This window comes from Pseudomonas sp. rhizo66 (genome assembly GCF_031931925.1).
GTDB lineage: Bacteria > Pseudomonadota > Gammaproteobacteria > Pseudomonadales > Pseudomonadaceae > Aquipseudomonas.
Window position 1 is genome coordinate 213864 of sequence record NZ_JAUJWZ010000001.1, and the last position, 26871, is coordinate 240734.

Below are 26871 nucleotides of genomic sequence, written 5' to 3' on the forward strand. Positions count from 1 at the left end.
GCCTGTAGCACGTCAAAGCCATCTGCCATCATTGCCGTTCACCCTTGCGTGTCCACTTCCTCCCGGCTCATTCCGACCTGGGACGGGAGCTATTTTCTGGCTTGTTGCGCGCTTGCGCAAACGCTGCATTGTTGGAGTTTTTCATGCGTCCCCCATTTCCCCTCATCACCCCGCGCCAGTCGTTTGGCTTCGGAGCCTTTGTGCTGTGCGCAGGTTTTACCGCACAGGTTCAGGCCAGCGGATTTTTTGAAGACGCCACGGCGAAAATCGAATCGCGCACGGTGTACTTCAACCGCGATTTCCGTGATGGGAGCACCTCGAACGCTCAGGGCGCGTCCAAGCGTGAAGAGTCGGCACAGGGCTTTATTCTCAATCTGCAATCGGGCTACACCGAAGGTACCGTGGGTTTTGGTATTGATGCGCTGGGCATGCTCGGCTTGCAACTCGATTCCAGCCCGGACCGCAGCAACAGCGGCTTGCTGCCCTCGAGCGGCAACGACCCGCGCGGCTCGAAAGGTCAGTACGCGAAAATGGGCCTGACCGCCAAGGTCAAGGTCTCGGACACGGTGCTGAAGTACGGCGCACTGCTGCCGGATCTGCCGCTGCTGAAATACAACGACGGCCGTTTGCTGCCGACGATGTTCAACGGCGTCATGCTCACCTCTAAAGAGGTCAAAGACCTGACCTTCATGGCCGCGCGCCTGGACAAGTACACCGCGCGCGATTCCACCGATTCGCAAGACATCCGCGTGCACTGCAAGAACAAGCGTTATGCGTGCAACACCACCGCCGACCATTTCGACATGTACGGCTTCGATTACAAGATCAATGATCGCCTGACCGCGCAGTATCACTACGCCGAACTGGAAGACATTTATCGTCAGCACTTTGTCGGGCTGTTGGCTAATCAACCGTTAGGGGGCGGTGTGCTTAAAGCGGATCTGCGTGTGCTGAAAAGTGCCGACAGCGGCGATGCCAAGGCCGGTTCCATCGATAACCGTGCGTTGAGCGGCATGCTCTCTTACGCGCACAGCGGTCACACGGTCAGCGCCGGTTGGCAGCGCATGAACGGCGACAACTCGATGCCGTACCTCGATGGCAGCAACCCGTACCTGGTCAACTACGTGCAGGTCAACGACTTCGCCGCCGCGCAGGAACGTTCCTGGCAGTTGCGTTATGACTATGACTTCAAAGCCATTGGCATTAATGGCTTGAGCTTCCTGACCCGTTATGTGAACGGTGATCACATCAAGGTGTTGGGCAGTGATCAGGAAGGCAAGGAGTGGGAACGCGACAGCGAGTTGAAGTATGTGATTCAGACGGGCACGTTCAAGGATGTGAGTCTGCGTTTGCGCAATGCAACGTATCGCACCAACTACGAGAAGTTTGCCCGGGATGTGGATGAGACCCGGTTGATTGTGAGTTATAGCTTTTCGGTCTTGTAAAAGGGCGAGGGGCGATGCTGCCCTGGCCCATTATCAGGTCAGGGCAGTGTGCTTATGAAGGCTCTGATTTTCGAGCCTGCCTGAAACGAGCCGACCGCTTCCAGTGCCGAGCTTGATATCGCTTCTCCCACGTATTCGTCAGTGCCCGCGGCAGGTTGAATACTGTTCAAGCCACCATTCGGGCTCCAGGTAAAGACAGTATTGGGTATGGAGAGGTGCTCGGAGGCGCAAGTCATGAGTGCTGTATCAACACTCACGGCCAAGGCGTCAACACGGCAGTTATTGAAGTTTTGCGGCGTTGGCAGCGGGTCTGCATCGTCTGTTGAAGTGCGCCAGAAGGCCGGGATTTCTTGGTTCTGTGCTGGGAGGACTTTAACGATGGCGGAGCCGTTGTTATTGAAATGTACGACTTCCACCGGATAGTTTTGGGTGGACACCAGTGTTTTCGCCTCTGCATCAGGTCCTGACCAGTAGGTTGCAGCGGTAAAGTTGTTGGCGTAATGGCAAGTGCCTGCAGCCTGACTCTGGCTATTGATGCCCACCACTTCGCAATACGTCGCCGCTGGGGGGAGTTTCAGCGCTTTCATGACGTACTTTGTGCCGTTGAACGTGGCGATTGTGGCCTTCGGGTTTCCCAACAGGTGTGGACAATTGAGTGCCACGAGCGTGGAGCTATCGACATTGGAATCAATAATAGCGGCGACCCGACAATTGTCATTTCGGACTGAGACCTGGACCGGTTCACCTCTTTTTTCAAAGGGCCACACCACGGCGGTGTTACCCAAAAGGGTAATACTTTGGCCCGCCACATTGCCAAAGAGCGTCGCGGCGCGTAGTTCTGCTCCGGTATCAAGCGGCAAGGGTTGCAGACGTTTGGGCTCCTCGTTGGGGAAGGCAACGGGCCAGAACACTGGTACCTTGCCCAAGACAGGTCCCAGAAGCTGATCACAGGTTCCTGTCATGATGTTCTGTGTCAGAAAGCTACTGTCGCAGGACCGATTGGCCTGCAAAGGTTTGAGGTTAATCAGCTTGGTCGGATTTGCATTTCTGAACCAGGCCTTTTTCACTCCGTTTTCGACGCAAAAGCCCAAAGCTCGGGTTGTTTCCAACACGCCAGACGCCCGGCACTCTCCTGTGTCAGGACCAACAGGTACCGGTTGGCTGGCCTGTACGTTGTTTATCAAGGTGAACATGGGTAGCAATGAGGCGACGGCGATAAGTGGTTTCACGAACGCGTTCATAAGATTTTCTTCCATGAGTAATGAAGGAGCGCCAGCACTCTCCTGCATCCAGTAGACAAACAAAAAACTCCCCTGCCTAGCTGTCAGAGTTGACAGCTAGGCAGGGGAGTTTTTTTCGTATAGAGAGCCACCAATGTCGTCGATGCAGGAGGTACCGAAGGCTGCGATCTTTGGAGCTTGCATCAAGATCAGAATCAAAAGATCGCAGCCTTCGGCAGCTCCTGCACGGGATCCCGGAACGACTACAACCAATGCCAGAACCGGCTCCAGAACCCCCGATTCAGATCCTCTTTGCACCCGGCATATTGCCGCGCATACACATCCGAGCGGTTCTGCACTTTGCGCGCCGTTGGCATCAGCCAGGCTTTGCTCGCGTAGGTCTTGTTGCGGAACCCGCCCCAGCCTTCGTGGTAGTTGAGGTACTGGTTATAGGCGTCGTACTTGTAGACGCCGTTGATCGAGGTGGTCTTGTCCATGTACCAGCCGACAAAGTCGATGGCGTCGTCGAAGTCTTCGCGGTCGGCCCAGTTGCGGCCGGTGCTTTTCTGGTAGTCGGCCCAGACTTCATCTTTGGCTTGCGCATAACCCGAGGCGGTCGAGACGCGGCCCCACGGGATCACCCAGAGCAAGTATTTGCGCGGGGTCTTGGCGTCGTAGCGGTAGCCGGATTCCTGATACATGATCGCGAAGGGCACTTGAATCGGCACGCCCCAGCGTTTTTGCGTGACTTGCGCAGCGTCGTACCAGTCGCTTTTTTCGCGGAAGATTTCGCAGATGTCTTCCGGCGAGCGGGGCGGCGAGGTGCCGCACCCGCTCAGTAGCGTTGCCAGTGTCAGTAGTCCAAGCGTCTGCCTGTAATTCAAAAGCCGTTATCCCGTCGTGCGCAAAAAGGCCGACAGTCTACGCGCTCAGCTCAATTGGTGACGATAGGGCAGATCCGGACCGGTCTTGCTGCAGGTCAGCGCGGCGGCTTGCACGGCGAACTTGAGCATGGCGTCGATCTGCTCGCGAGCGAGTTGCTGAACGCCTTCGACTGAATCCAGACCGTGCTCGGTCAGCCAGGTGATCAGCGCGGCCTGGAAGGTATCGCCCGCGCCAACGGTGTCGGCGATCTTCACCGAGGCCGCCGGTACCGACCAGCTGCCATGGCGGCGGCTGAACACGCTGGCACCGTCGCCGCCCCGGGTGAGGAAGACGATCTGGCAGCGGTGTTCGAGCCAGCCTTCGATTACGCGTTGCGGGTCCTGTTCGGGGTAAAGCAGGCTCAGGTCTTCGTCGCTGACCTTGATCAGATCGGCCAGTGGCACCAGCGTCGCGATGCGTTCGCGCCACAGGTCGATGTTCGGCTCAGGGTTGAGGCGTACGTTCGGGTCGAGGGTGATCAGGCGTTTGCCGCTTTCACGCTGCACCAGTGCGAGCAAGGTATCGGCGATCGGCTGCACCACCAGCGAGAACGAGCCGATGTGCAAGCCGCGAACATCCGGTCCCAGCGCCGGCAGATGCGCCAGACTCAACTGCCGGTCCGCGCAGCCTTCACCACGAAAGCTGTAGTGCGGCGAGCCATTGGCACCGACAGCAACCATGGCCAGCGTGGTCGGTGCGGCGAAATCCACCAGATAGTCCGGGCGCACACCTTCCTCCTGCAGCACTCGCTGCAAGCGGCGGCCGAGGTAGTCGGTGGAAATTCCCCCAAACAAGGCCGAGTCCACGCCCAGGCGGCGCAAACCCACGGCGACGTTGAACGGCGAGCCGCCGGCAATCGCCTTGAAATTCACTTTCGAGGCCAGACCGCTGGCGTCGTCTTCACTGAAAAAATCAAACAGGGCTTCGCCACACACCAAATACATAGTTGTTTGCTCTTTATAGGGTTGCGACATGCTGTTGATAGCGTTCATAGGCCTGCTGGAACGCCGCGACGTTGGCGGCGATCGGCAGGGTTTCACTGCTTGAATCGAGTTTCACGCAGCGCTGACACAGGTCGGCGAGGGTGTCTTCGTGGCCGTTCGACCAGGATTTGCACCACGCCGCCTGAATCGCTGCGCCGAGGGCGGCGGCTTCGCTTTGTTCGGTGCAGATCACCGGGGTGTTCATGATGTCGGCGACGATCTGCCGCCACACCGCGCTTTTCGAACCGCCGCCGATCAGGCAAATGCTGCGGCTTTGTAAACCATTCTGGCGGAGCAAATCCAGTCCGTAACGCAGCCCGAAGGTCGTGCCTTCGACGGCGGCGCGGCACAGATTGGCCTGGGTCAGGTTGTCCAGCGTCAAACCGTGCAGACTGCCGGTGGCGTGGGGCAGGGCGGGCACCCGTTCGCCATTGAGGAACGGCAACATACTCACGCCGTCGGCGCCGATGGAGGCTTGGGCGACGAGGTCGTTGAACTGCTGCAGATTGAGGTCGAACAGTTCGCGAATCGCGCCGGTGGCGTTGGTCAGGTTCATGGTGCAGATCAGCGGCAGCCAGCCGCCACTCGACGAGCAGAACGTCGCGACCGAGGCGTCCGGGCTGACTTTTGGTACTTCGGAATAGGCGTAAACAGTGCCGGAAGAGCCGAGGCTCATGGTGATCGCGCCGGGCTGAATATTGCCGGTGCCGATGGCGCCCATCATGTTGTCGCCGCCGCCGCTCGATACCAGCGCGTCGGGGTTGATGCCGAGGTGTTTGGCGATGGCCGGAAGGATGGTGCCGACGGCTTGGTGCGCATCGATCAACTCAGGCAGTGCCGCTTGCAGGCGCCCGCTGGCGTCGATGTCGCGCAGCAGTTGCAAGTCCCACTGGCGGGTGCGCACGTTGAAATAGCCAGTGCCCGAGGCGTCGCCGTATTCGCTGCAGGCGCGGCCGGTGAGCCAGAAATTCAGATAGTCGTGCGGCAGCAGGATGCGTGCGATGCGCGAGAACACCACGGGGTGTTGTTCTTTGGTCCAGAGCAGTTTCGACACGGTGTAGCCCGGCGCGATGACCACGCCGAGGCGTTCCAGCGAGCCTTTTTCGCCGCCCAGATGAACCAGCAGGCGGTCGTTTTCGGCGCTGGTCTCGGTGTCGCACCAGAGCTTGGCCGGGCGCAGGACTTCACCTTGATCATCGAGCAGGACCAGGCCGTGTTGCTGGCCGGAGACGCCGATGGCGAGGATCGACTGACCGTCGACATTCGCCGCCAGCAATGCGCGGCGGGTGGCGAGGGCGAAGGCTTCCAGCCATTGCTGGGTGTCTTGTTCGCGGCGGCCGTTGGCGCCGCTGATCATTGTGTGGGCGGCGGCGCCTTGGCCAAGAACTTGACCGCTGGCGGCGTCGAGGATGATGGCTTTGGTGCCTTGGGTGCCGCAGTCGATGCCGAGGAACAGTTGTTGTGTTGTCATGTGTGAACCACTCGGGTGTGGTGAAGATCAAGAGCTTACCCCCTCACCCCAGCCCTCTCCCCCAAGGGGGCGAGGGGGAAAGGGAGCCGATCGGGGGCTGTTCAAAACCTGAGTTTGACTCCAGTTCTCTCAATCCGGGCTATTCAAAACCTGAGTTTGACTCCAGTTCTCTCAATCCGGGCTGTTCAAAACCTGAGTTCGACTCCGGACTTTCAGGTCGATGTAACTTGTACAAAACACTCGGTCAGTTCCCTCTCCCTCCGGGAGAGGGCTAGGGTGAGGGGCTTTTCAATCCAGAATCCGCTGCAAAGTCCGCGTCACACCCTCTTCACGCAAGCTGTTGCAGCACCACTCAAACGCCGCGACAAACTCCGCCGAACGCGGGATCGCCGTGCCGAAAATCTCCTCGACCGCCAACAACCGCTGGGTCATTAAAGCATCGTCTGCCACCAATGCCTGACAAAACGCTGCACGCGGATCGGGGATCGAATAGGTATCACCATTCTCGTCCACACCTTTCAAATACAACGCCCAGGCCGCCACCACCAACGCCGCGCGCTTGGTTTCCTGCCCATCGGCAATCAACCGGTTGATCGTCGGAATGGTGAACTTGGGAAACTTCGACGAGCCGTCTGAGCAGACCCGCTCCAGTTGATCGGCAATCGCCTGATTGGAGAAGCGCGCCACCAGCGTGTTTTTGTAATCCGTCAGGTCGATGCCCGGCACCGGCGCCAACTGCGGGGTCACGTCCAGATCCATATAAGCGCGCATGTAACGCACGAACAGCGGGTCGTTCATGGTTTCGTGAACAAACCGATAACCCTTCAAAAAGCCCAGATACGTCAGCGCCAGGTGGCTGCCGTTGAGCAGTTTGATCTTCATTTCTTCATAGGGCGAAACATCGTCGGTGAACTGCACGCCGACCTTTTCCCAGGCCGGACGGCCGTTAACAAATTTGTCCTCCAGCACCCATTGCACGAATGGCTCGCAGACCACCGGCCAGGCATCGTCGATGCCGTGTTTGTCGGCCAGTTGCAGGCGATGGGCAGTGCTGGTCATCGGTGTGATGCGATCCACCATGGCGTTGGGGAAACTGACGTTGGCGTCGATCCAGCTGCACAGATTGCTATCGCGCAATGTGGCAAACGCCAGCAGCGCCTTGCGCGTCACGGCGCCATTGTGCGGCAGGTTATCGCAAGACATCACGGTAAACGCCGGAATGCCCGCCGCACGGCGTTTTTCCAGGGCGGCACACAAGAAGCCGAACACGGTTTTCGGTGCCTCGGGATGGGCCAGGTCATGCTGGATCTGCGGCAGGTGGGCCATGAATTCGCCGTTGCTGTCATCGATGCAATAACCGCCCTCGGTGATGGTCAGCGAGACGATGCGGATCTGCGGGTCGGCAAGTTTGTCGATCAAGGCCTGAGCGCTGTCCTCGGCCAGCAACATGTCGCGAATCGCGCCGATGACGCGGACTTCGGTGTCGTCGCTGTCGCCGAGTTCGAACAGGGTGAACAGGTAATCCTGCTCCTTGAGGTCGTCGCGGGCGCGGCGGTCTTCGGCGCGCAGGCCGACACCGCAAATCGCCCAGTCGAGCGCTTCGCCGGTGTTCATCAAGGCATCGGTGTAATACGCCTGATGCGCGCGATGGAAACCGCCGACGCCAATGTGGGCGATGCCTTGGCGCGTGTCGCTGAGGCTATAGGTCGGCAGTTGTACTTCAGCGGCCAGACGATGGAGGTTCTGTTGGTTGAGTTTCATCGGGAATTCTCGAAATCAGGCCGCAGCGCGCAGCGGACGGGTCAACGCGACACCTTCGGCATCGAATAAATGGCAGTGCGCCGGGTCGAGGTGCAGATTCAGTTGTTCGCCGTAACGGCTGGCCAGATCACCGCGCGCGCGCATGGTCAGGGCTTCGCCGGCACTGGTTTTGACGTGGCAGAAGGTATCGCTGCCCAGGCGTTCGCTGACGTCGGCGGTGACTTGCAGCGTGCAATCGCCCGGTTGCGCCAGCTCCAGATGTTCCGGACGAATGCCCAGGGTCACGGCGCTGCCGAGACTCAGATTGGCGGCGTTGAAGGGCAGGGTGATGCGCGTGCCGGCGTCCAGCGATACTTCGCAGCTCTGGCCGTCGACGCGGGCGATCTTGCCTTTGAGGAAGCCCATTTTCGGCGTGCCAAGGAACCCGGCGACGAAGAGGTTCGCCGGGTTGTGATACAGATCCAGTGGCGAGCCGACCTGTTCGATTTTGCCGCCATTGAGCACCACGACTTTGTCGGCCATGGTCATCGCTTCGACCTGATCGTGGGTCACGTAGATCATCGTCGCTTGCAGGTCTTTGTGCAGGCGCAGCAGTTCCAGACGCATCTGCACGCGCAGCGCGGCGTCGAGGTTGGACAGTGGTTCGTCGAACAGAAAAATCTTCGGATTGCGCACGATGGCGCGACCAATCGCCACGCGCTGGCGCTGACCACCGGAGAGCTGTTTCGGTTTGCGCTCAAGCATCGGCCCGAGTTCAAGAATGCGCGCCGCTTCGCCGACTTTCTTCTCGACTTCGGCTTTCGGCACGCCGGCCAGATCGAGGGCGAAGGACATGTTCTTTTTCACGGTCATGTGCGGGTACAGCGCGTAGGTCTGGAACACCATCGCCAGATCGCGCTTGGCCGGGCTGACTTCGGTGATGTCGCGGCCATCGAGTTCGATGGTGCCGTCGCTGACCTCTTCCAGACCGGCGATCAGCCGCAGCAGGGTGGATTTGCCGCAGCCCGAAGGGCCAACGAAGACCACGAATTCTTTGTCGTTCACTTCCAGGTCGATGCCTTTGATGATGGAAAAACCTTCGAAGCCTTTTTGCAGATTCTTGATTTTCAGGTTGGCCATGAGGATGGGCCTCCGCATTGTTGTTTTTTTAAGATCAAAAGATCGCAGCCTGCGGCAGCTCCTACAGGAGAGTTATGCCGATACGACATTCCGAGTAGGAGCTGCCGAAGGCTGCGATCTTTTGCTTTTCAATCTTCATTTCACGGCGCCGAACGAGAGGCCGCGCACCAATTGCTTCTGGCTGATCCAGCCGAAGATCAGGATCGGCGCACAGGCCAGCGTCGAGACCGCCGATAACTTGGCCCAGAACAAGCCTTCCGGGCTTGAATACGAGGCAATCAGCGCGGTCAGCGGCGCGGCTTTTGAGGAGGTCAGGTTCAGCGACCAGAAGGCCTCGTTCCAGCACAGGATCAGCGACAGCAGCACGGTCGAGGCGAGGCCACCCTTGGCGATCGGCAGCAGCACGCGGACCATTTCCTGCCACAGCGTGGCGCCGTCGAGGCGGGCGGCTTCGAGGATGTCTTTGGGGATGTCCTTGAAGTAGGTGTAAACCATCCAGACCACAATCGGCAGGTTGATCAGCGTGTAGATCACGATCAGCGCGATGCGCGTGTCGAGCAGGCCGAAGCTCTTCGCCAGCAGGTAGATCGGCATCAGCACGCCCACCGGCGGCAGCATCTTGGTCGAGAGCATCCACAGGAGCGTGCCTTTGGTGCGCTGGGTTTCGTAGAACGCCATCGAGTACGCCGCTGGCACCGCGATCAACAGGCACAGGGCCGTGGCGCTGAACGAGATCACCACGGAGTTCCAGGCGAAGCTGAAGTAGTCGCTGCGCTCATTGATGTGCAGGTAGTTCTCCAGCGTCGGCGTGAAGATAAACTGCGGAGGTGTGGCGAAGGCGTCGATTTCGGTTTTGAAACTGGTCATCACCATCCAGAAGATCGGGAAGAAAATCACGATCGCGATGGCCCAGGCCAAGGTGCCGAGCAGCAGGCTTTGCAGCCGGCGGGATTGTTGGAGAGTCATGGCAGGCCTCAGGCTTTGTCAGTCAGGTTTTTGCCGATCATCCGCACCAGAATGATCGCGGCGATATTGGCGATGACCACGGCAATCAGGCCGCCCGCCGAAGCCATGCCGACGTCGAACTGCACCAGCGCCTGGTTGTAGATCAGGTAGGCGAGGTTGGTCGAGGCGTAGCCGGGGCCGCCGTTGGTGGTGGTGAAAATCTCGGCGAACACCGACAGCAGGAAGATCGTTTCGATCATCACCACCACGGCAATCGGCCGCGCCAGGTGCGGCAGGGTCAGGTGCCAGAAGATCGCGATCGGCCCGGCACCGTCGAGGCGCGCGGCTTCTTTCTGTTCTTGATCGAGGGACTGCATGGCGGTCATCAGAATCAGAATGGCGAAGGGCAGCCATTGCCACGAGACAATGATGATGATCGACAGCAGCGGGTAGTGCGCCAGCCAGTCCACCGGTTGCGCCCCGAACAGCTTCCAGATGTAGGCGAGGATCCCCGAGACCGGATGGAAAATCAGGTTCTTCCAGATCAGCGCCCCGACGGTGGGCATGATGAAAAACGGCGAAATCAGCATGACCCGGACGATGCCGCGACCGAGGAACTCACTGGCCTCCAGCAAGGCACTGATCAGCACGCCGAAGACCACGCTGATCAACAGCACGCTACCGACCAGCAACAGCGTGTTGGTGGCGCCGGGCATGAAGCCCGAATCGGTCAGGAAATAGGTGAAGTTCTCAAGCCCCACGAACTGGTTTTCACCGGGGTAGAGCAGGTTGTAGCGGATCATCGAGAAGTAGATGGTCATGCCCAGCGGCACGATCATCCACAGCAGCAACAGGGCCACCGAAGGGCTGACCAGAAACCAGCCGGGATTGCGTACGCGGACCTTGCGCGCAGGTTGCGACAGGTCGAGGTGGGCTTTGGCAGTTGAAGTATTCATGGTGATCACAACCAATTGGGTGCAGAAACATGTTCAGGAAAGACAACATTCCTGACATCGGCGCGGACCCTGTGGGAGCTGGCTTGCCAGCGATAGCGACAGTTCAGCCGACAGCAATGTTGAATGTGCCGACCTCATCGCTGGCAAGCCAGCTCCCACAGGTTTAGTGGCGATTACTTGGGATAACCGGCGCGCTTCATCTCGCGTTCAGTGGTTTGCTGAGCTGCAGTCAGGGCTTGATCCACCGTGGTCTGGCCGATCAGCGCCGCCGAGAACAGCTTGCCGACCTGGGTGCCCACCGCCTGGAACTCAGGAATGGTCACCAGTTGTATGCCGATGTACGGCACTGGTTTCAGCGTTGGCTTGCTTGGGTCAGCCGCTTTCAGCGATTCCAGCGTGACCTTGGCGAACGGTGCGGCGCTCATGTAAGCGTCGCTGTAGGTCGAAGCGCGGGTGCCGGGCGGTACGTTGGCGATGCCGTCGGTTTTGGCCACCAGCTCGCCGTATTCTTTGGAGGTCGCCCAGGCGCTGAATTGTTTCGCGGCGTCTTTGGCTTTGGAGCTGGTCGGGATCGCCAGCGCCCATGAATACAGCCAGGCCGAACCTTTATCGGTGACTTGATGCGGGGCGAAGGTGAAGCCGACGTGATCGGCGACTTTGCTCTGGGTCTTGTCGGTGACGAACGAGCCGGCGACGCTGGCATCGACCCAGATCGCGCATTTGCCGCTGTTGAACAGTGCGAGGTTTTCGTTGAAACCGTTGCTGGAAGCGCCCGGCGGGCCGGATTTCTTCATGGTGTCGACATAGAAATTCAGTGCGTTTTTCCATTCCGGCCCGGTGAATTCCGGCTGCCATTTCTCATCGAACCAGCGCGCGCCGTAGGCGTTGGCAACCGTGGTGATCAGCGCCATGTTCTCACCCCAGCCGGCCTTGCCGCGCAGGCAGATGCCGTACTGTTCCTTATCCTTATTCGTGAGTTTTTCGGCGAAACCGGCAATCTGTTCCCAGGTCGGACGCTCGGGCATGCTCAGGCCCGCATCCTTGAACAGGTCGGTGCGGTAATAGGTGATCGAGCTTTCCGCGTAGAACGGCAGGGCGTACAGCGAACCCTTGACCGACAGGCCTTCACGCACCGACGGGAATACGTCGTCGAGGGCGTAACTGGCCGGTAGATCCTTCATCGGTTCCAGCCAGCCTTTGGCGCCCCACAGTGCCGCTTCGTACATGCCGATGGTCAACACGTCGAACTGACCGCCCTGAGTGGCGATGTCGGTGGTCAGGCGTTGGCGCAGGACGTTTTCTTCGAGCACGACCCAATTGAGCTTGATGTCCGGATGCTCGGTCTCGAAGGTTTTCGAGAGCTTTTGCATGCGGATCATGTCGCTGTTGTTGACGGTGGCGATGGTCAGGGTCTGGGCGCCAAGGCTGACGCTGCTGAGGGTCATGCAGGTGAGGGCAAGCAGAGCTTTTGCAGTGGGTTGCATCGTGCACTCCTTTTCTGCACCCGGCGGGTTACAGAAGGACAGTTATTGTTTTTGTGTCTTCCTGTGCAGGAAGAATGTGCGCTGATTACAGCCTTCAATCGCAGGGCTGACAAATCATCCCTAGCACTTTGATCGATACTTTTTTGCACTGGGGTTTGGCGGAGAAAACGCAAGGAAGGGGTTTTCAGAGCGGTGTGGCTTTCGATAGCGTATTGGTTTAAACAGCAAATGCGCAAACCTGTGGGAGCTGGATTGCCAGCGATAGCGGTGGGGCAGTCAATGAAGATGTCGGCAGTGAGGGCCCCATCGCTGGCAAGCCAGCTCCCACATTAGTCCGGAGTGTCAGTGGTGGTTCTGTTCAGTCAGGCGCTGCACCGCGAGTCGGCGATAGTGCGACGGCGTCATCCCCTTGAGCTGCTGAAAGCGTCGATTGAAATTGGAAATATTGTTGAAGCCCGATTCAAAACACACCTCGGTCACCGGTTTATCACCGTCGGCCAGCAACTCGCAGGATTTACTGATACGCAGCCGATTGACGAACTCGATGAAATTGCGCCCGGTGGCCTGTTTGAACACGCGGCTGAAATAGGTCGGCGTCATGCCCAGATGCTCGGCCACTTCCTCCAGCGAAATGTCGCGGGCGTAGTGGCTGAAGATGTAATCGACCGCGCGGTTCGTGCGGTCGATATTGTGTTCATCGGCCAGTTGCGGCGTGGTCGCACCGGACAGCAATTGGAAATCATCGCTCGCCGCGAGCAACTCCATCAGGATGAAGAAGTGCCCGAGGCGGGTGATGCCCTTGCTGTCGGCGATACGCTGCATCAGCGTCATGGCCTGGCGAATGGTGCGCTTGCAGCGAAACTCGATGCCGTACTGCGCGCGCTCCAGCAAGGGCGCCAGGGTTTTCAATTCGGCAAACACCTGGTGGCCACTCTCGAACAACTCGTCGGTGAAGTTGACCAGCATGTCGCGCTTTTCCACGACCTCGTCCTCGGCGACTTGACTGATCCAGTTATGCGGCAGGTTGGGGCCGGTGAGGAACAGGGTTTCGGGATAAAAGTTGCCGATGTAGTCGCCAATGAACACCTTGCCGGAACTGGCAACGATCAGGTGCAGTTCGTATTCCTTGTGAAAGTGCCAGCGCACCAGCGGGCATGGAAAACCGTGCTGGCGATAGATGATGGACAGGCCGTTGTGGTCATCCATCAACTCGTACGAAGGGTCGGTCACGCGGGCGGTTCGGGTCATGGCGGGGCACTTTTTTGTTGTTCTCCCGGCCGATCATGCCTCTTCCGGTTCTTGTGTGCCAGTGCCTGAAAACGTGCCGGTCAGGCGTTAGGCTGACGCACCTTGAGCAGGTTGGCTGTGCGGCAAAACTCAACGATTCGCGACTCTTCGATGAAATCGACATTGATGATATTGCACTTCCGCGCCCAGTCACTTTTGGCTGGATCAAACCAGGCGTCGAGCTCGGCATGAATATCTACCGGGCCACCGACCGCGCTGTAACTGGTGGCAGACAGCGACCAAGGAGCCCAGACGTTGAACGAGTTCTTCATTAAATTGCCAATGAATTGCTGTAACTCACTCGCACTGGTAATTCCGTTGCCCGACCACTCGTGCTTGATCGAATCGATAAATATACCGCTGTGAAGTTGCTGGTGAGAGCGTGCTGCGACCAAGACTCGCTGAACAGGGCTGATACGCTTTAGTTGTTCCAGATTAAGCGTTCGGTTGTTTCGTGGAATCAGTCGATGACCCAATAGATGAATGATCATGTCGTTGAAGAACTTGTAATCGAAGTTGTCGCCGGTCAGCTCATGAAAGTCCACGATAATGAACTCGTTGGGGTTTCTGGCGAGAAAGTCATTGATGTCGGTCACCAGATGTCCCAGCGTCCTGGAGTTGCGGTGACCATTGTGATGCATTGGGAACTTTCCAAGACCTTCGGCTTTTGGCTCGTAGGTCAAACGTATGTCAAGTACTCTGGAGCCGTGCTGGAGCTGGTGGTAGAACGTATTGTGCTGACACGCCAGCCAATGGCGCGGCGGGCCGAAAAAGGGGTAAGAGGCTTGCCAGTCGCTGCCGGCGTTGTGTGTGCCGGGCAGTGTCAGTTCGAAAAGCGACAGGCTGTCGATAGCGGGGGTCGCAGTCATCCATTGATGATTACTGTATTGAATGTCCATTGTTTAAACCTGCATTAACTTGTTTTAGGGAAGGGCGCTACCGAAAGGGTTTATATAAGTAGCGCTTGCAGGTTTTTATAAGGGGGATGTTAGTTATAGGCAATCTGGAAATTGATGCGGTTTGTTTGGTGTTGTTGTCTGCATGCTGTTGTTGGTTTTATCAAGAGTCTTTGTCTTGTCCGATATGGCGGTTTTTTGCTTCGATCCATTGCGACATGTATTGCGTGCTTTTATGCGAGTGATGGCGAAGCATACTTCCTGTGAAGTTGCTGGCTCTCAGGTCATGCAAGTTCTGTTGGCAATAACGCAGTTTTTCGATCAGCGCCAAACCGTGTACGGATTGCGAATAGCGTTCATTGAGCAGCGTGTATCCCGCGTGACTGGCCTCCTGCCAAAGCTTCTCGTCCTTGTATAACGCCACGGCACTGTTGGCCAACTCAACAGCGCTGCTCGTGACGGTGCCGGGCCAGGCATGATCGCCCTGCATGCCCTCGGCGCCCACCGGAGTCGTGACGCTGGGAGTGCCACAGAGCATGGCGTCGACCAGTTTGCCCTTGATCCCGGCACCAAAGCGCAGGGGCGCCAGACAAACCCGTGCGGCAGACATGACCTGCAAGGCATCTTCGGCCCAGTTCATGATGTGGAAACCTTCGCTGGCGTTATGCAGCGCCGTGGCTTTGGGCGGCGTATAAGCGCCGTAGATGTGCAATTGGGCTTGGGGCAACTGTTGGCGAATCAGCGGCCAGATCGTGCTCTTCATCCACAGCACGGCATCCCAGTTGGGCGCATGGCGGAAGTTGCCGATGCTCAGGAAGTGTGCCCGTTCTGCAAATATTGCAGGTGTGGCCGCAGGCGGGTCGATCATCAACGGACACCAGTGCAGCAATTGCCGGGGCAGGCCGAACTGCTCGATCAGCAGTTCAATTTCCACTTCGGAGATCATCAGGTTCAGATCACAGCGATACAGCGCGGCGATTTCGCGTTTGGCCAGATCGGTCTCGGCCATCAACGCGAACTCGTCGCGCAGTGCCGGAGCAAATACATCACTGAAATCATTCTGGTCCGGATTGACCTTGAGGCGAGACTTGAGCCGCTGGTGACGCGCATGCCGCAGACTTTGCAGGTCGGAAGTCTCCAGCACGCGCAGTGCCTGAGGGCAGTGTTTTTCAACTCGCCAGCCGAACTGTTCCTCCATCATGAACTGGTCGAACAACACAATGTCCGGTGCCAGTTCACTGATGAAGTGATCAAAACTGCTGTTGTTGAGTTCGATGGCGACTTCGCGGATGCCCAGTGCGGCCAGATCTGCTTTGTGCTCGCCAGGCCCGGCCGGACTGCTGAAGGTGATGTCCCAGCCTTGCTGCAGGAATGTTTCGAGGATCTGCATGACGTGCCCGCTCGCCGCTGAGGAGCGCGGCTCTGGCCAGACGTAACCGATGACCAGGACTTTGGTAGCGGCGGCTTGAATCATGGACAACTTTCCTTCACGGCGAACGAGGGGGTAAAAAAAGGGCGCAATTAAACCACAGGGGTGGGGTATGCGCCCGATTGTCAAAAATATCCCTCAATACCGCCGCTTGGCATCCTGCGCAAACCGCCTTCAGACCGGTGGGTGTGTCAGATTCAGCAAGAGCGGCCCCTTCAGAAATTTCCCCGCGTCGGTACCGTCTATGGCATGCCGGAGGGTGGCCAGGTTAGACACAAAGATGTCCGGATGGGTGCGGTACTGATCGATCAGCGAGACCGCCACTGAATAGGATTCGGCATTGATCAATGCCGGATGGTCCTGCACGAGTTTCGGCCAGTTGCCGAGGGTCGCCTCAAATTCTTCGAAGTCTTTGAGATTCGCAAAAGTGTGGTGAGGGTTGGCCAGATTCTTCGGGTGCGCCTTGCGAGCATTTCGAGCGAATTCCATCAGGCCTGCCGCATCGTATTCTGCCGGGGTAATACCGGCCAAAACTTCTCCGTAGTAGAAATCAAGTGTGCCTGGCGCGCCATGCGACATTTCGTGGACAAGAACATCGCCAATCCGGGCATCGTCGTACTTGGCCACCTGGTACCACTCATCCAGGTTGTCAGGATAGATCGCAAGGAATTTCGTTGCGCCGTCATCCAGGTGTGTACCCGCGTCGACACTGGCTTTCCAGTGTTTATAGGTTGTGGTTTTTAATGCAGCGAGGGTATCGGTTCCACGTTGGCGGAAAGACATGTGGTGCTGCCCCAATACTCCGAGATCCTTGCGCATGGCCAGCAGGTTCTTGCTCACGTAGTTGATGGCTTCGTCCGAGTCGGTGCCGAAAACGTATTTGACGATAGAACGAACGTCGTCATTTTCGATTTCCGACAGTAGCTGGAGTGTGTTGTCCAGTTTGCTCTGAGCAAGGGGGGTGGCTTTTTTCAAGTAGGCTTTTGTGTAGCTGAAAGGCGTCGATCGCTTGAACAATCTGAAGAATGAAAATTTTTCTCGCGGCTTGATGTTTTTCAGGGCCGGCCCCCAGGCGTGGCCCCGCAAGTTCAGCGCGAACCATTCATCGTTGTGTCGTGTCGCCCACACCTGAAAGATGTCCTGAGACGCTTGTGCAGGTCGCCACTCCGCGAGGCGAATAGTGTCGGGATCAATCGTCGCGGCCAAGTGCCGATGGGAGGTGGTGCCCGACCATTTGCGCGCGTCGGAAAGCACATTTTCCAGCTGGGCGAAACCGCTGTTGAATCCCTTGCGCAGCAGTTTGCTCCCCTTGAACAGCAGATCCGGTACGCCGTCCAGCGGGTTGAACACATTATTGACCAACCCCAGACCCACTTTGGCCAGTGCGCTGGCTTTGGTGGCAACGGTCATGGTTTTGGCAACGATGCTCACAACCTGTGCAACAGCGCCGACTACCAGCAGGATAGTCATCGCAGCTTCAAGGGCACACGCTCCGGCCCCTTGAGCTTGTCGCTCGACATCGTCGGAGCTCAAGTCTTCGATACAGGATTTGAAGGGCACTACGAAATTCAGAAAAGTGTCCAGATCCGCTTCCCGTTTTGCGCGCAGAGCCTCCAGGCGAGTCTGCCCCCAACATTCTCTGACCAGCTCATCATAGGTAGCGATCGGCCGGTGCTTGAGTACGAAATTCGTCAACGGGTCGAATTCGCTCGAGTAGAAACTCTGGTAATAACCGTTGATCTCCTTGGGGACCGGAGACGCTGGCAACTCACCGATTTTATCGATCACGCCCGAACTTGCCGCAATGAGACCGGGCGGTACTCCATGGGTATAACACTCGATATTCGTCGGCAATGAATGCACTGTCGCAGGAAGCGAGTAGCCTCTTTCGTCGCTGCGCACGCTTGTGCTCAGCAGACCTTCTTGTTCAATCAGCGCTGCCAGCCGTGGATTTTCGCGACAGGTCCCGTGCAGAGTGAAAAGTTCGTAACACGTCATCCGACCTTCGAACTCGGAGCACAGGACTACACCATAACGGCCCTTTGCTCCCTCTATTTCTTTATGGCTTTCCGTCGGTTTGCTTGATGTCGCCCACAGGATCGCGTGAAGGGTCGACGACAGGGGATTGGTTGGCAGATTGGCGGGCATCTGGAGTTTCGCGACGGAGGGCCTGAGGCTGAAAATCGTCACTTTGCCTTTCAGCAAGCGCGCTCTATCCGCAATGGGCAGTGTGCAAAACGCTTGCTTCAAGTGCGTGCCCATCGCCTTCATATGCTTGAGGTAATCACGATTGAACTGTCGGTAAAACTCACCGTCAGGGGAAATCAGATTGGGCAGCATGTCAGGAAACGCTGTGTAGATGCTTTCTCCGGTCTTCAGGTCCCAGTCCTCGGTCGCCAGGTCGTTGGACATGTGCAACTCCACGGGCGATAGAGACATCCGGTCGCCGTAGGCGTCTTCCAGCGCATGGTTTTTCTTCTGATACATGACGTCATGTTCCAGATAGCTGCAGCCTTTGGCGACCTGCTTGAGGATGTCCAGTGCAACACTTTTGCGGGTAGGCAAAGGGCGGACCAGTGTGTCGGCTGTCTCGGCAAGTGTCCCGGCAAACCGAGCGTAAGCACCGGACGCTTTTGCAAGGGCATCCGTGATCGATTTCTCTACCTCATCCAGGGTGATGATTTTGTTGAGTAACGCCCAGTCAATCACGGCGTCTCCCGCCGCCAGTGCGTCGAGGGTCTTGTGGAATCCGGACACCGGACCCAACTTCGACAGTTGGTGCAATCGGGCATAGGTCATTGACCGCGTCGATCCCGGTGCGACGGTTTCCTGCACTGCCACGATTCGGCAGAACTCGACCCATTGCGGGGTGCCCAACGCCACTGTCGCAGGCAAATCTTTCACCAGAAATTCCGGTGCAGCCTCTGCGAGCAGCAAGTGAGCGGCCAAAGCCGCATTTTTTTCAGAGATCCGGTGATGCTGGATGAGGTGATTTTCGAATGCCGTCTGAACATCGGCGAAGGACTTCTCGATATGCTCGACGGCGTATAAATCGAAACCTGCCACCTGATTACGCGGCTCTGGTTCACCGACTCGAGGATGAAGGTCGAGCAGCAGGGCAGTCAGCAGCATCTGCTTGAGCGATTCATCTGATTGCGGCTGATTATCTTGCGTGCCATACCAGCCCAGATCCCGGACAAAGGCGCGGGCCCATGTAAGCGCTATGGGCCTGGAAACAAGTCGTTGAATAATATCTTCGGCCTCCGAGCGTTCGAAAGGCGCCACGTGCCCGCCAAAGATGCTCTGCGAGAGCTGCTCCAGTAGCGAGCGATCTGCCACGTAACTGGTCATGATTCGACGCAACTCATTACGTTGATCTGCAGAAAGAGTGACCGAGTTGTCGACTCCAGACTTGATCATTTCCCAATAGTTACCGAGTAACGGGGCCGCTATCGGTGGTTGCGTCATGAATGTTGTCAGTCTGGTACATTCAGCGGCGGTTGTGGGGATCAAAAAATCATGAAACTTGAGCCATTGTTCCAGATCGATTTGTTCAGCCAGGGAAATGCTTCCCCCGGTCAGTTCCGCCATTTCAATAAGTATCAGGAAGTCATCTTTGAGGCTTGGTGCAAGTTTCAGTGCGTTGGCAAGTTGCAATGTTTTGCCTGAATATCTTGCGTATATTTTTTCTTCGCTCGTCACTGCAAACTGTGAGTGGTCAGGGAGGTTCAACGTGACCATGAGCTTTTTGAAGGCCTCTTGATCGCACCAGTTCTGCAACATTTTTCTGCCAGGTTGCAAAGCACTGTCAAGCGTCGAGCCGGACTCGAGCTTAATGGTTGCGCCAGCCAGCGAGATCGCTTGCGAAGGGCTTAATGTTTTTTTGCGCTCTGTTAATTTGTAGATAACTTCCAGGCGTTCGGCGTGGTCAAGTTGAGTGCGACGGGCTGGATTCGAAAAGTCGTTATGAATTGTCCAGTTTATGTTTGTTATGTTCATGGGAGATCCGTTTGTCTAATGTGCCGGATATCCTCATTCGTTATTTGTTGTTCATCAAGTGCTGCTGTGTAAGTGCGTTATTCAGTTTTTAATAAAGTTGAATTTTTGCTGGGGTGTGCAGTGCTGCCCCTTCGTCATTATTGGAAGGGGCGTAGTATAGTGTTGTGTTACTGGATAATGCTTTTAACTTTGTCGCGTAATTGATCAATGGAAAATGGCTTGCCGATAACATGCATGTCTGCGGGTACATCAATATTTTCGGCATAACCACTGGCAAACAGAATCGGCAGGGCGGGGCGCAGTTCGCGAGCTTTGTTTGCCAGTTCACGGCCGTCCATGCCTGGCAGGCCGAAGTCGGTCATCATCAAATCGATCGAGTTGCCCGCGTCTGCGAGAATCGCCAGCGCAGGCTCGCCATCATCCGCTTCGAGTACCTTGAACTCCAACTCCTCCAGCACATCGACGATCAGCATGCGCACGATGTCATCGTCTTCTACGACAAGGATGGTGGGGGCGGGGGTAGACATATTAAGGCTCTCGAAAGTCAGTTCAGGGGCGCCGGTCGATCAAAAGTGCCGGTCTCTTGCATCAGTAAGTGGCGCAGTGCCACAAGTTCCCTGCCTGTAACAAAAAAAGCATAGCCTCAGACGGGACCGCAAGGATAACTGTTGAAGGCTGTAAACGTGCTGTTGTACGTAGGAAATTGCAGCGAAAGGTGTGAGAAAAATGGATCCACGCCGTCGTTTTGGGGCAAACTCCCTGTTTTTCAACAGTTCGACAAGGCTGCCCCATGTCCTCTCCGTCTACGGTTGATGAGCAACGGTTTCGCAAACTCCTGAGCCGCAACATCAGCCTGCCCTTGGGCGTCGGTGCGCTCAGCGCCGTGTTCTTCGTGTCGCTGATCACTTATCTGCTGTCGGTTATCCAGTGGGTGGAGCATACCGACCGGGTGATCAATAACGCCAACGAAGCGGTGAAGCTCACCGTGGATCTGGAAACCGGCATGCGCGGCTTCCTGCTCAGCGGCGACGAGCATTTCCTCGACCCGTACGAAACGGCCAAGCCGCGCATCGCGGTCGCCCTCAATACCTTGCTCGAACTGACCGCTGACAACCCGGTGCAAACCGATCGCCTGCGCCGTCTGCAAGCCTTGCAGACCGAGTGGGCCAATTACGCGCAGTCGATGATCGATCTGCAGCGCTCCAGTGGCGACTACCGGGGCGCGGTCAAGGCCGGACGCGGCAAACGCCTGACAGACGAGATCCGCAAGCAATTCGAAGACGTCATCGAGACCGAACAGGTCCTGCGCACCACGCGCAATGAAGACGTGCGCCGCACCACGATCTGGAGCATCAGTCTCTACCTGATTTTCATCGCCGGTATCAGTGGCTTGCTGGCCTATATCGGCCGGCGTGATCTGGTCAATCTATCGACCAACTACGGCGCCAACCTTGCCGCACAACAAGCCAGTGCCGAGCGTCTGGAACAACAGGCCTGGTTGCGCAATGGTCAGACCGAACTCGCCGAGCAGGTGCTGGGGCAACTGACGCTGAATCTGCTGGGGCGCAATATTCTGCAGTTCTGCGCGCAATACATGGGTACCGCCGTGGCCGCGCTCTATGTGCGTGAAGAACATGGCGGCCTCAAGCGGGTGGCCACTTACGGCTTCTCCCGCGAGCAGGAAGAGCAGGACCAGTCGATCTATAGCGGCGAAGGCATCGTTGGCCAAGTGGCGCAACAGGCGCGGCTGATTCGTCTGGATTCGGTGCCGTCGGACTACTTCAAAGTCAGCTCCGGGCTGGGCGAGGGCTTGCCGCACAGTGTGCTGGTGGTGCCGACCAGCGATGACGACCGCGTCAATGGCGTGATCGAACTGGGTTTCCTGCGTCCGCTCACCGATCGCGATATCGAACTGCTGGAACTGATTGCCGGCAATATCGGCACCTCCATCGAAGCTGCGCGCTACCGTCAGCGTTTGCAGGAAGTGCTGGCCGAAACCCAGCAACTCAACGAAGAGTTGCAGGTGCAGCAGGAAGAGCTGAAAACCGCCAACGAAGAGCTGGAAGAGCAGTCGCGGATTCTCAAGGAATCCCAGGCGCATCTGGAAACCCAGCAAGTCGAACTGGAACAGACCAACGAGCAACTTGCCGAACAGGCGCAGACCCTGGCCGAGCAACGCGACGCCATGGACCTGAAGAACACCGAACTCAATCAGGCCCAGGTGCAGCTCGAAGAGCGCGCCGAAGAATTGCAGCGCTCGAGCAAGTACAAGTCCGAATTCCTCGCCAACATGTCCCACGAACTGCGCACGCCGCTGAACAGTTCGCTGATTCTGGCCAAGTTGCTGGCGGAGAACCCGCAGGACAACCTCAGCGCCGAGCAGGTCAAGTTTGCCGAATCGATCTACTCCGCCGGCAACGATCTGCTCAACCTGATCAACGATATTCTGGACATCTCCAAGGTCGAGGCCGGCAAGCTTGAAGTGATTCCGGAGAACACCAGTGTTGCCCGTCTGGCCGATGGCCTGCGCAGTGTGTTCGAGCCTTTGGCGGCAGACAAACAGCTGAACTTCAGCGTCGACTTGCAACCTGGCGCGCCGGGCATGCTCTACACCGACCGTCAGCGTCTGGAGCAGGTGATCAAGAACCTGCTGTCCAACGCCGTGAAGTTCACCGAGAAGGGCGCGGTCAGCCTGACCATCGCTGGCCAGCCGGATGATCGGGTCGCGTTCATCGTGCGCGATTCGGGTATCGGTATAGCCGCCGATCAACAAGAGAGCATTTTCGAAGCCTTCCGCCAGGCCGACGGCACCACCAACCGCAAGTACGGTGGCACGGGGCTGGGCCTGTCGATTTCGCGGGATCTGGCGACCTTGCTCGGTGGTTCGATCAGCGTCAGCAGCACGCCGGGACAGGGCAGCGTGTTTACGTTGGTGATGCCGCAGAATTTCGACGAGTCCAGCGAAACGCACTTCGAACCGTTGACCTTCACACCGCCAGCGGCGGTGGTCAGCGCGCCATTGCCGCCAGTGGTTTCGCCGTTGGCGCCGGTGCACATTCCGCGCTTCGCCGATGACCGCAACAAGGCCCCATTCGCCACGCGCTGCATTCTGGTAGTGGAAGACGAGCCGAACTTTGCGCACATCCTCTACGATCTGGCGCATGAACTGGGCTATCAGTGCCTGGTGGCCCATGGCGCGGACGAAGGTTACGACCTCGCCAAAGAGTTCGTGCCGGATGCCATCCTGCTCGACATGCGTCTGCCGGATCACTCAGGCCTCACCGTGCTGCAACGCCTGAAGGAACACGCCGGAACCCGGCACATCCCGGTGCATGTGATTTCCGTCGAGGACCGCGTCGAAGCGGCGATGCACATGGGCGCGATCGGTTACGCGGTCAAACCAACCACTCGCGAAGAGCTCAAGGATGTGTTCGCCCGTCTCGAAGCCAAGCTGACCCAGAAGGTCAAACGCGTGCTGTTGGTCGAGGACGACGATTTGCAGCGCGAAAGCATTGCACGGCTGATCGGCGACGAAGACATCGAAATCACCGCCGTCGGCCTTGCGCAGGATGCCCTGGAGCTGCTGCGCACGACGATCTACGACTGCATGGTCATCGACCTGAAGTTGCCGGACATGCTCGGCAATGACCTGCTCAAGCGCATGTCGACCGAAGACATCTGCTCGTTCCCGCCGGTCATCGTTTATACCGGGCGCAACCTGACCCGCGATGAAGAGGCCGAACTGCGCAAGTACTCGCGCTCGATCATCATCAAGGGCGCACGCTCGCCAGAGCGCTTGCTGGACGAGGTCACACTCTTTCTGCACAAAGTCGAATCGCAGTTGTCCCATGAACGGCAGAAGATGCTCAAGACCGCGCGCAGCCGCGACAAGGTCTTCGAGGGCCGCAAGGTGCTGCTGGTGGACGACGATGTGCGGAACATTTTCGCCCTCACCAGCGCCCTGGAGACCAAAGGCGCAGTCGTGGTGATCGGCCGAAACGGCCGTGAGGCGATTGAAAGACTCAATGAGGTCGAGGACATCGATCTGGTGTTGATGGACGTGATGATGCCGGAAATGGACGGTTTCGAAGCCACCATTGAAATCCGCAAGGATCCGCGCTGGCGCAAGCTGCCGATCATCGCGGTGACGGCCAAGGCCATGAAGGACGATCAGGAGCGCTGCCTGCAGGCGGGCGCCAATGATTACCTGGCCAAGCCCATCGACCTGGATCGCTTGTTCTCGCTGATTCGCGTGTGGTTACCAAAAATGGAACGCATTTAGTGGAACGCAGTACGCCAGCCGAACGAAACAGTGAAATCGAACTGCGCTTGTTGATCGAGGCGATCTACCTCAAGTACAGCTACGATTTTCGCGATTATTCCGGCGCTTCGATCAAGCGCCGGGTGCAGCACGCGCTGAGCCAGTTTGAGTGCGCGACCATTTCGGCCTTGCAGGAAAAGGTCTTGCATGACCCGACGGCGTTCATGCAGTTGCTGCAATTGCTGACGATTCCGGTCAGTGAGATGTTTCGCGACCCGTCGCACTTTCTCGCGATCCGCCGGGAAGTAGTGCCGCTGCTGCGCACCTATCCGTCGATCAAGATCTGGATCGCCGGGTGCAGCACGGGCGAGGAGGTCTATTCGATGGCGATTCTGTTACGCGAAGAAGGCTTGCTCGATCGCACGATCATCTACGCCACCGATATCAACCCGCGCTCGCTGGACAAGGCCAAGCAGGGGATTTTCTCGATGGAGAATGTTCGGGCATACACGGCCAACTATCAGCAGGCCGGTGGTCAGCGCTCGTTTGCCGACTACTACACTGCAGCGTACGGTTACGCGATCTTCGACAAGAGCCTGTGCGAGAACGTGACCTTCGCCGACCACAGTCTGGCGACGGACAGCGTGTTCTCCGAAACTCAATTGATTTCCTGTCGCAACGTACTGATTTACTTCAACAAGAAACTTCAGGACCGTGCCTTTGGTCTGTTTCATGAATCGCTGTGCCACCGCGGCTTTCTAGTGCTGGGCAGCAAGGAAACGCTGGATTTCTCCGGTTACGCGAACCAGTTCGAAGCGCTGGTCAAACAAGAACGGATTTACCGCAAAACATGAACGAGGCCGTGGATTTACCTCGCGTCGAGGCAATTGTGGTCGGGGCTTCCGCCGGTGGCGTCGAGGCGCTGCTGAGCCTGTTTGGGCCGCTGCGCCGCGGCTACGGGTTGCCGATCATTGTGGTCCTGCACCTGCCCGAAGAGCGCCGCAGCCAATTGGCCGAGGTCTTCTCCCGGCGTGTGGAGATGCCGGTGCACGAGGCTGCCGACAAGCAGGACATCGTTGCCGGCAATGTGTACTTCGCCACGCCGGGTTATCACCTGTCGGTGGAGCAGGATCGCAGCCTCTCGCTGAGCCTCGAGGAGCGCGTGCATTATTCCCGGCCATCGATCGATTATCTGTTTGAATCGGCGGCGGACGCCTACGGCGATTCGCTGGCCGCCGTACTGCTGACGGGCGCCAATCACGATGGCGCGCGCGGGCTGGCGCACGTCAAACGCCGCGGTGGTCTGACCATCGTCCAGGACCCCGAAGAAGCGCAAGTCGCCACCATGCCCTTGGCTGCACTGAAGATTCAGCAGCCGGACCATGTCCTACCCATTCACGGCATCGGCCGTCTGCTTGTCGAGCTGGAACGAATCGCATGCTGAGTAATATCCAAGCCAAACTGCTGATCGTCGACGATCTGCCGGAGAACCTGCTGGCGCTCGAAGCGCTGATCAAGCGCGAAGACCGTACCGTCTACAAAGCGTTGTCGGCGGATGAAGCGCTGTCGTTGCTGTTGCAGCACGAGTTCGCCATGGCCATCCTCGATGTGCAGATGCCGGGCATGAACGGCTTCGAACTTGCCGAGTTGATGCGCGGCACCGAGAAAACCAAGAACATCCCGATCATTTTCGTCAGCGCTGCCGGCCGTGAACTCAATTACGCGTTCAAGGGTTACGAAAGCGGGGCGGTGGACTTTCTGCACAAACCGCTGGATATCCATGCGGTCAAGAGCAAGGTCAATGTCTTCGTCGATCTGTACCGCCAGAGCAAAGCGCTCAAGCAACAGCTCGAAGCGCTGGAGCAGGCCCGTCGCGAACAGGAAGCGCTGTTGCAGCAACTGCAAAACACCCAGCTGGAGCTGGAGCAGGCCGTGCGCATGCGTGATGACTTCATGTCCATCGTTGCCCATGAAGTGCGTACACCGCTCAACGGTCTGATCCTCGAAACCCAGTTGCGCAAGATGCACCTGGCCCGTGACAACGCCGCCGCGTTCACCCTCGACAAGATGCACGCCATGGTCGACCGCGATGAGCGGCAGATCAAAAGCCTGATCCGCTTGATCGAAGACATGCTCGACGTCTCGCGCATTCGCACCGGCAAATTGTCGATCCGACCGAGTCGTTTCGATCTGGTGCAATTGGTGAGCAACCTGCTGCAAAACTTCGCACAACAGATCGAAGCCGCTGAAACCGAAGTGTCGTTTACCGCACCATCCCCGGTAGAAGGCCATTGGGACGAGTTCCGCATCGAGCAGGTAGTCACCAACCTGCTGACCAACGCTCTGCGCTATGGTGGTCGCAGCCCGATCCAGGTGCGGGTTTACTGTGAAGGTGATGAGGCGCGGGTCGAGGTTCAGGACCGCGGCATCGGCATCAGCCAAGAGAATCAGAAGCGTATTTTCCAACAGTTCGAACGGGTTTCCGCCAAGACGGTAGTGGCCGGGCTCGGGCTGGGTCTGTTCATTTCCGAGCAGATCGTCGCCGCCCATGGCGGTTCCATCGTCGTCGAGAGTGAAATCAACGAAGGCGCCCTGTTTCGCGTTTGTCTGCCAATCCAGGAAAACGGCAAATCCGACGCAACCTCTGATTGACCGTACGGTCGTATCAGCAGCTATTGACCGAACAAAGGC

The 26871-nt window shown here is 57.7% G+C and carries 19 protein-coding genes; 5 read left to right on the forward strand and 14 right to left on the reverse strand.

Going from position 1 to position 26871, the window contains the following annotated elements; translation table 11 throughout:
* Nucleotides 1-143: 143 nt before the first annotated feature.
* The gene (locus QZR14_RS00890; protein WP_311995623.1) at nt 144-1445 is read left to right on the forward strand and encodes an OprD family porin; all 1302 of its coding nucleotides are present in this window, start codon (nt 144-146) and stop codon (nt 1443-1445) included.
* Nucleotides 1446-1483: 38 nt separating this feature from the next.
* Here QZR14_RS00890 and QZR14_RS00895 read toward each other — a convergent pair whose 3' ends face one another.
* The 14 genes from QZR14_RS00895 to QZR14_RS00960 all read right to left on the reverse strand — a co-directional run bounded on the left by QZR14_RS00895 (nt 1484) and on the right by QZR14_RS00960 (nt 20446).
* A complete protein-coding gene (locus QZR14_RS00895; RefSeq protein WP_311995624.1) occupies nt 1484-2686 on the reverse strand; it encodes a hypothetical protein in 1203 nt (400 codons plus the stop codon).
* 242 nt (nt 2687-2928) lie between these two features.
* Nucleotides 2929-3549 (reverse strand): transglycosylase SLT domain-containing protein, encoded by a 621-nt coding sequence (locus QZR14_RS00900; protein WP_102901838.1) that lies wholly within the window; start codon nt 3547-3549, stop codon nt 2929-2931.
* A gap of 45 nt (nt 3550-3594) precedes the next feature.
* Nucleotides 3595-4533 (reverse strand): carbohydrate kinase family protein, encoded by a 939-nt coding sequence (locus tag QZR14_RS00905; RefSeq protein ID WP_311995625.1) that lies wholly within the window; start codon nt 4531-4533, stop codon nt 3595-3597.
* Between the two features lie 13 nt (nt 4534-4546).
* Nucleotides 4547-6043, reverse strand: coding sequence for a xylulokinase (xylB, locus tag QZR14_RS00910; RefSeq protein ID WP_311995626.1), 1497 nt, complete (start codon nt 6041-6043; stop codon nt 4547-4549).
* 288 nt (nt 6044-6331) lie between these two features.
* Nucleotides 6332-7804: a mannitol dehydrogenase family protein gene (locus QZR14_RS00915; protein ID WP_311995627.1), complete on the reverse strand. Its 1473-nt coding sequence runs from the start codon at nt 7802-7804 to the stop codon at nt 6332-6334.
* 15 nt (nt 7805-7819) lie between these two features.
* Entirely contained in the window at nt 7820-8923 is a 1104-nt protein-coding gene (locus QZR14_RS00920; RefSeq protein ID WP_311995628.1) for an ABC transporter ATP-binding protein, read from the reverse strand.
* Nucleotides 8924-9058: 135 nt separating this feature from the next.
* Nucleotides 9059-9889: a carbohydrate ABC transporter permease gene (locus QZR14_RS00925; RefSeq protein ID WP_034154211.1), complete on the reverse strand. Its 831-nt coding sequence runs from the start codon at nt 9887-9889 to the stop codon at nt 9059-9061.
* Nucleotides 9890-9897: 8 nt separating this feature from the next.
* Nucleotides 9898-10824, reverse strand: coding sequence for a carbohydrate ABC transporter permease (locus tag QZR14_RS00930; RefSeq protein ID WP_250605250.1), 927 nt, complete (start codon nt 10822-10824; stop codon nt 9898-9900).
* A gap of 173 nt (nt 10825-10997) precedes the next feature.
* The gene (locus QZR14_RS00935) at nt 10998-12308 is read right to left on the reverse strand and encodes an ABC transporter substrate-binding protein (protein ID WP_311995629.1); all 1311 of its coding nucleotides are present in this window, start codon (nt 12306-12308) and stop codon (nt 10998-11000) included.
* 342 nt (nt 12309-12650) lie between these two features.
* A complete protein-coding gene (locus tag QZR14_RS00940) occupies nt 12651-13556 on the reverse strand; it encodes an AraC family transcriptional regulator (RefSeq protein WP_077573033.1) in 906 nt (301 codons plus the stop codon).
* Nucleotides 13557-13636: 80 nt separating this feature from the next.
* The gene (locus QZR14_RS00945) at nt 13637-14494 is read right to left on the reverse strand and encodes a phospholipase (RefSeq protein WP_311995630.1); all 858 of its coding nucleotides are present in this window, start codon (nt 14492-14494) and stop codon (nt 13637-13639) included.
* 160 nt (nt 14495-14654) lie between these two features.
* Nucleotides 14655-15965 carry a glycosyltransferase gene (locus QZR14_RS00950; protein ID WP_311995631.1) on the reverse strand — a complete coding sequence of 437 codons (1311 nt, stop codon included), beginning with the start codon at nt 15963-15965 and terminating at the stop codon, nt 14655-14657.
* Between the two features lie 129 nt (nt 15966-16094).
* Nucleotides 16095-19919: a hypothetical protein gene (locus QZR14_RS00955; protein ID WP_311995632.1), complete on the reverse strand. Its 3825-nt coding sequence runs from the start codon at nt 19917-19919 to the stop codon at nt 16095-16097.
* Between the two features lie 167 nt (nt 19920-20086).
* A complete protein-coding gene (locus QZR14_RS00960) occupies nt 20087-20446 on the reverse strand; it encodes a response regulator (RefSeq protein ID WP_250605245.1) in 360 nt (119 codons plus the stop codon).
* A 263-nt stretch (nt 20447-20709) separates the two neighbouring features.
* Between QZR14_RS00960 and QZR14_RS00965 the strand changes: the two genes are divergently transcribed.
* Genes QZR14_RS00965 through QZR14_RS00980 form a run of 4 tightly spaced genes read left to right on the forward strand, consistent with a single transcriptional unit; the run spans nt 20710 to nt 26832 of the window.
* Nucleotides 20710-24201, forward strand: coding sequence for a response regulator (locus QZR14_RS00965; protein ID WP_311995633.1), 3492 nt, complete (start codon nt 20710-20712; stop codon nt 24199-24201).
* Entirely contained in the window at nt 24201-25034 is an 834-nt protein-coding gene (locus tag QZR14_RS00970; protein ID WP_093431257.1) for a CheR family methyltransferase, read from the forward strand. The genes QZR14_RS00965 and QZR14_RS00970 overlap by 1 nt, the downstream gene beginning before the upstream one ends.
* On the forward strand, nt 25031-25624 hold the full coding sequence (locus QZR14_RS00975; protein ID WP_311995634.1) for a chemotaxis protein CheB: 594 nt from the start codon (nt 25031-25033) through the stop codon (nt 25622-25624). The genes QZR14_RS00970 and QZR14_RS00975 overlap by 4 nt, the downstream gene beginning before the upstream one ends.
* Entirely contained in the window at nt 25618-26832 is a 1215-nt protein-coding gene (locus QZR14_RS00980) for a hybrid sensor histidine kinase/response regulator (RefSeq protein WP_250605242.1), read from the forward strand. Before QZR14_RS00975 ends, QZR14_RS00980 begins: the two co-directional genes overlap by 7 nt.
* Nucleotides 26833-26871 lie beyond the last annotated feature (39 nt).

What these genes read in the sequence shown, in the direction of transcription:
- QZR14_RS00890 (WP_311995623.1), top strand. Translation starts at nt 144, where the DNA reads ATGCGTCCCCCATTTCCCCTCATCACCCCGCGCCAGTCGTTTGGCTTC.
- QZR14_RS00895 (WP_311995624.1), bottom strand. Translation starts at nt 2,686, where the DNA reads ATGAACGCGTTCGTGAAACCACTTATCGCCGTCGCCTCATTGCTACCC.
- QZR14_RS00905 (WP_311995625.1), bottom strand. Translation starts at nt 4,533, where the DNA reads ATGTATTTGGTGTGTGGCGAAGCCCTGTTTGATTTTTTCAGTGAAGAC.
- xylB (WP_311995626.1), bottom strand. Translation starts at nt 6,043, where the DNA reads ATGACAACACAACAACTGTTCCTCGGCATCGACTGCGGCACCCAAGGC.
- QZR14_RS00915 (WP_311995627.1), bottom strand. Translation starts at nt 7,804, where the DNA reads ATGAAACTCAACCAACAGAACCTCCATCGTCTGGCCGCTGAAGTACAA.
- QZR14_RS00920 (WP_311995628.1), bottom strand. Translation starts at nt 8,923, where the DNA reads ATGGCCAACCTGAAAATCAAGAATCTGCAAAAAGGCTTCGAAGGTTTT.
- QZR14_RS00925 (WP_034154211.1), bottom strand. Translation starts at nt 9,889, where the DNA reads ATGACTCTCCAACAATCCCGCCGGCTGCAAAGCCTGCTGCTCGGCACC.
- QZR14_RS00930 (WP_250605250.1), bottom strand. Translation starts at nt 10,824, where the DNA reads ATGAATACTTCAACTGCCAAAGCCCACCTCGACCTGTCGCAACCTGCG.
- QZR14_RS00935 (WP_311995629.1), bottom strand. Translation starts at nt 12,308, where the DNA reads ATGCAACCCACTGCAAAAGCTCTGCTTGCCCTCACCTGCATGACCCTC.
- QZR14_RS00940 (WP_077573033.1), bottom strand. Translation starts at nt 13,556, where the DNA reads ATGACCCGAACCGCCCGCGTGACCGACCCTTCGTACGAGTTGATGGAT.
- QZR14_RS00945 (WP_311995630.1), bottom strand. Translation starts at nt 14,494, where the DNA reads ATGGACATTCAATACAGTAATCATCAATGGATGACTGCGACCCCCGCT.
- QZR14_RS00950 (WP_311995631.1), bottom strand. Translation starts at nt 15,965, where the DNA reads ATGATTCAAGCCGCCGCTACCAAAGTCCTGGTCATCGGTTACGTCTGG.
- QZR14_RS00955 (WP_311995632.1), bottom strand. Translation starts at nt 19,919, where the DNA reads ATGAACATAACAAACATAAACTGGACAATTCATAACGACTTTTCGAAT.
- QZR14_RS00960 (WP_250605245.1), bottom strand. Translation starts at nt 20,446, where the DNA reads ATGTCTACCCCCGCCCCCACCATCCTTGTCGTAGAAGACGATGACATC.
- QZR14_RS00965 (WP_311995633.1), top strand. Translation starts at nt 20,710, where the DNA reads ATGTCCTCTCCGTCTACGGTTGATGAGCAACGGTTTCGCAAACTCCTG.
- QZR14_RS00975 (WP_311995634.1), top strand. Translation starts at nt 25,031, where the DNA reads ATGAACGAGGCCGTGGATTTACCTCGCGTCGAGGCAATTGTGGTCGGG.
- QZR14_RS00980 (WP_250605242.1), top strand. Translation starts at nt 25,618, where the DNA reads ATGCTGAGTAATATCCAAGCCAAACTGCTGATCGTCGACGATCTGCCG.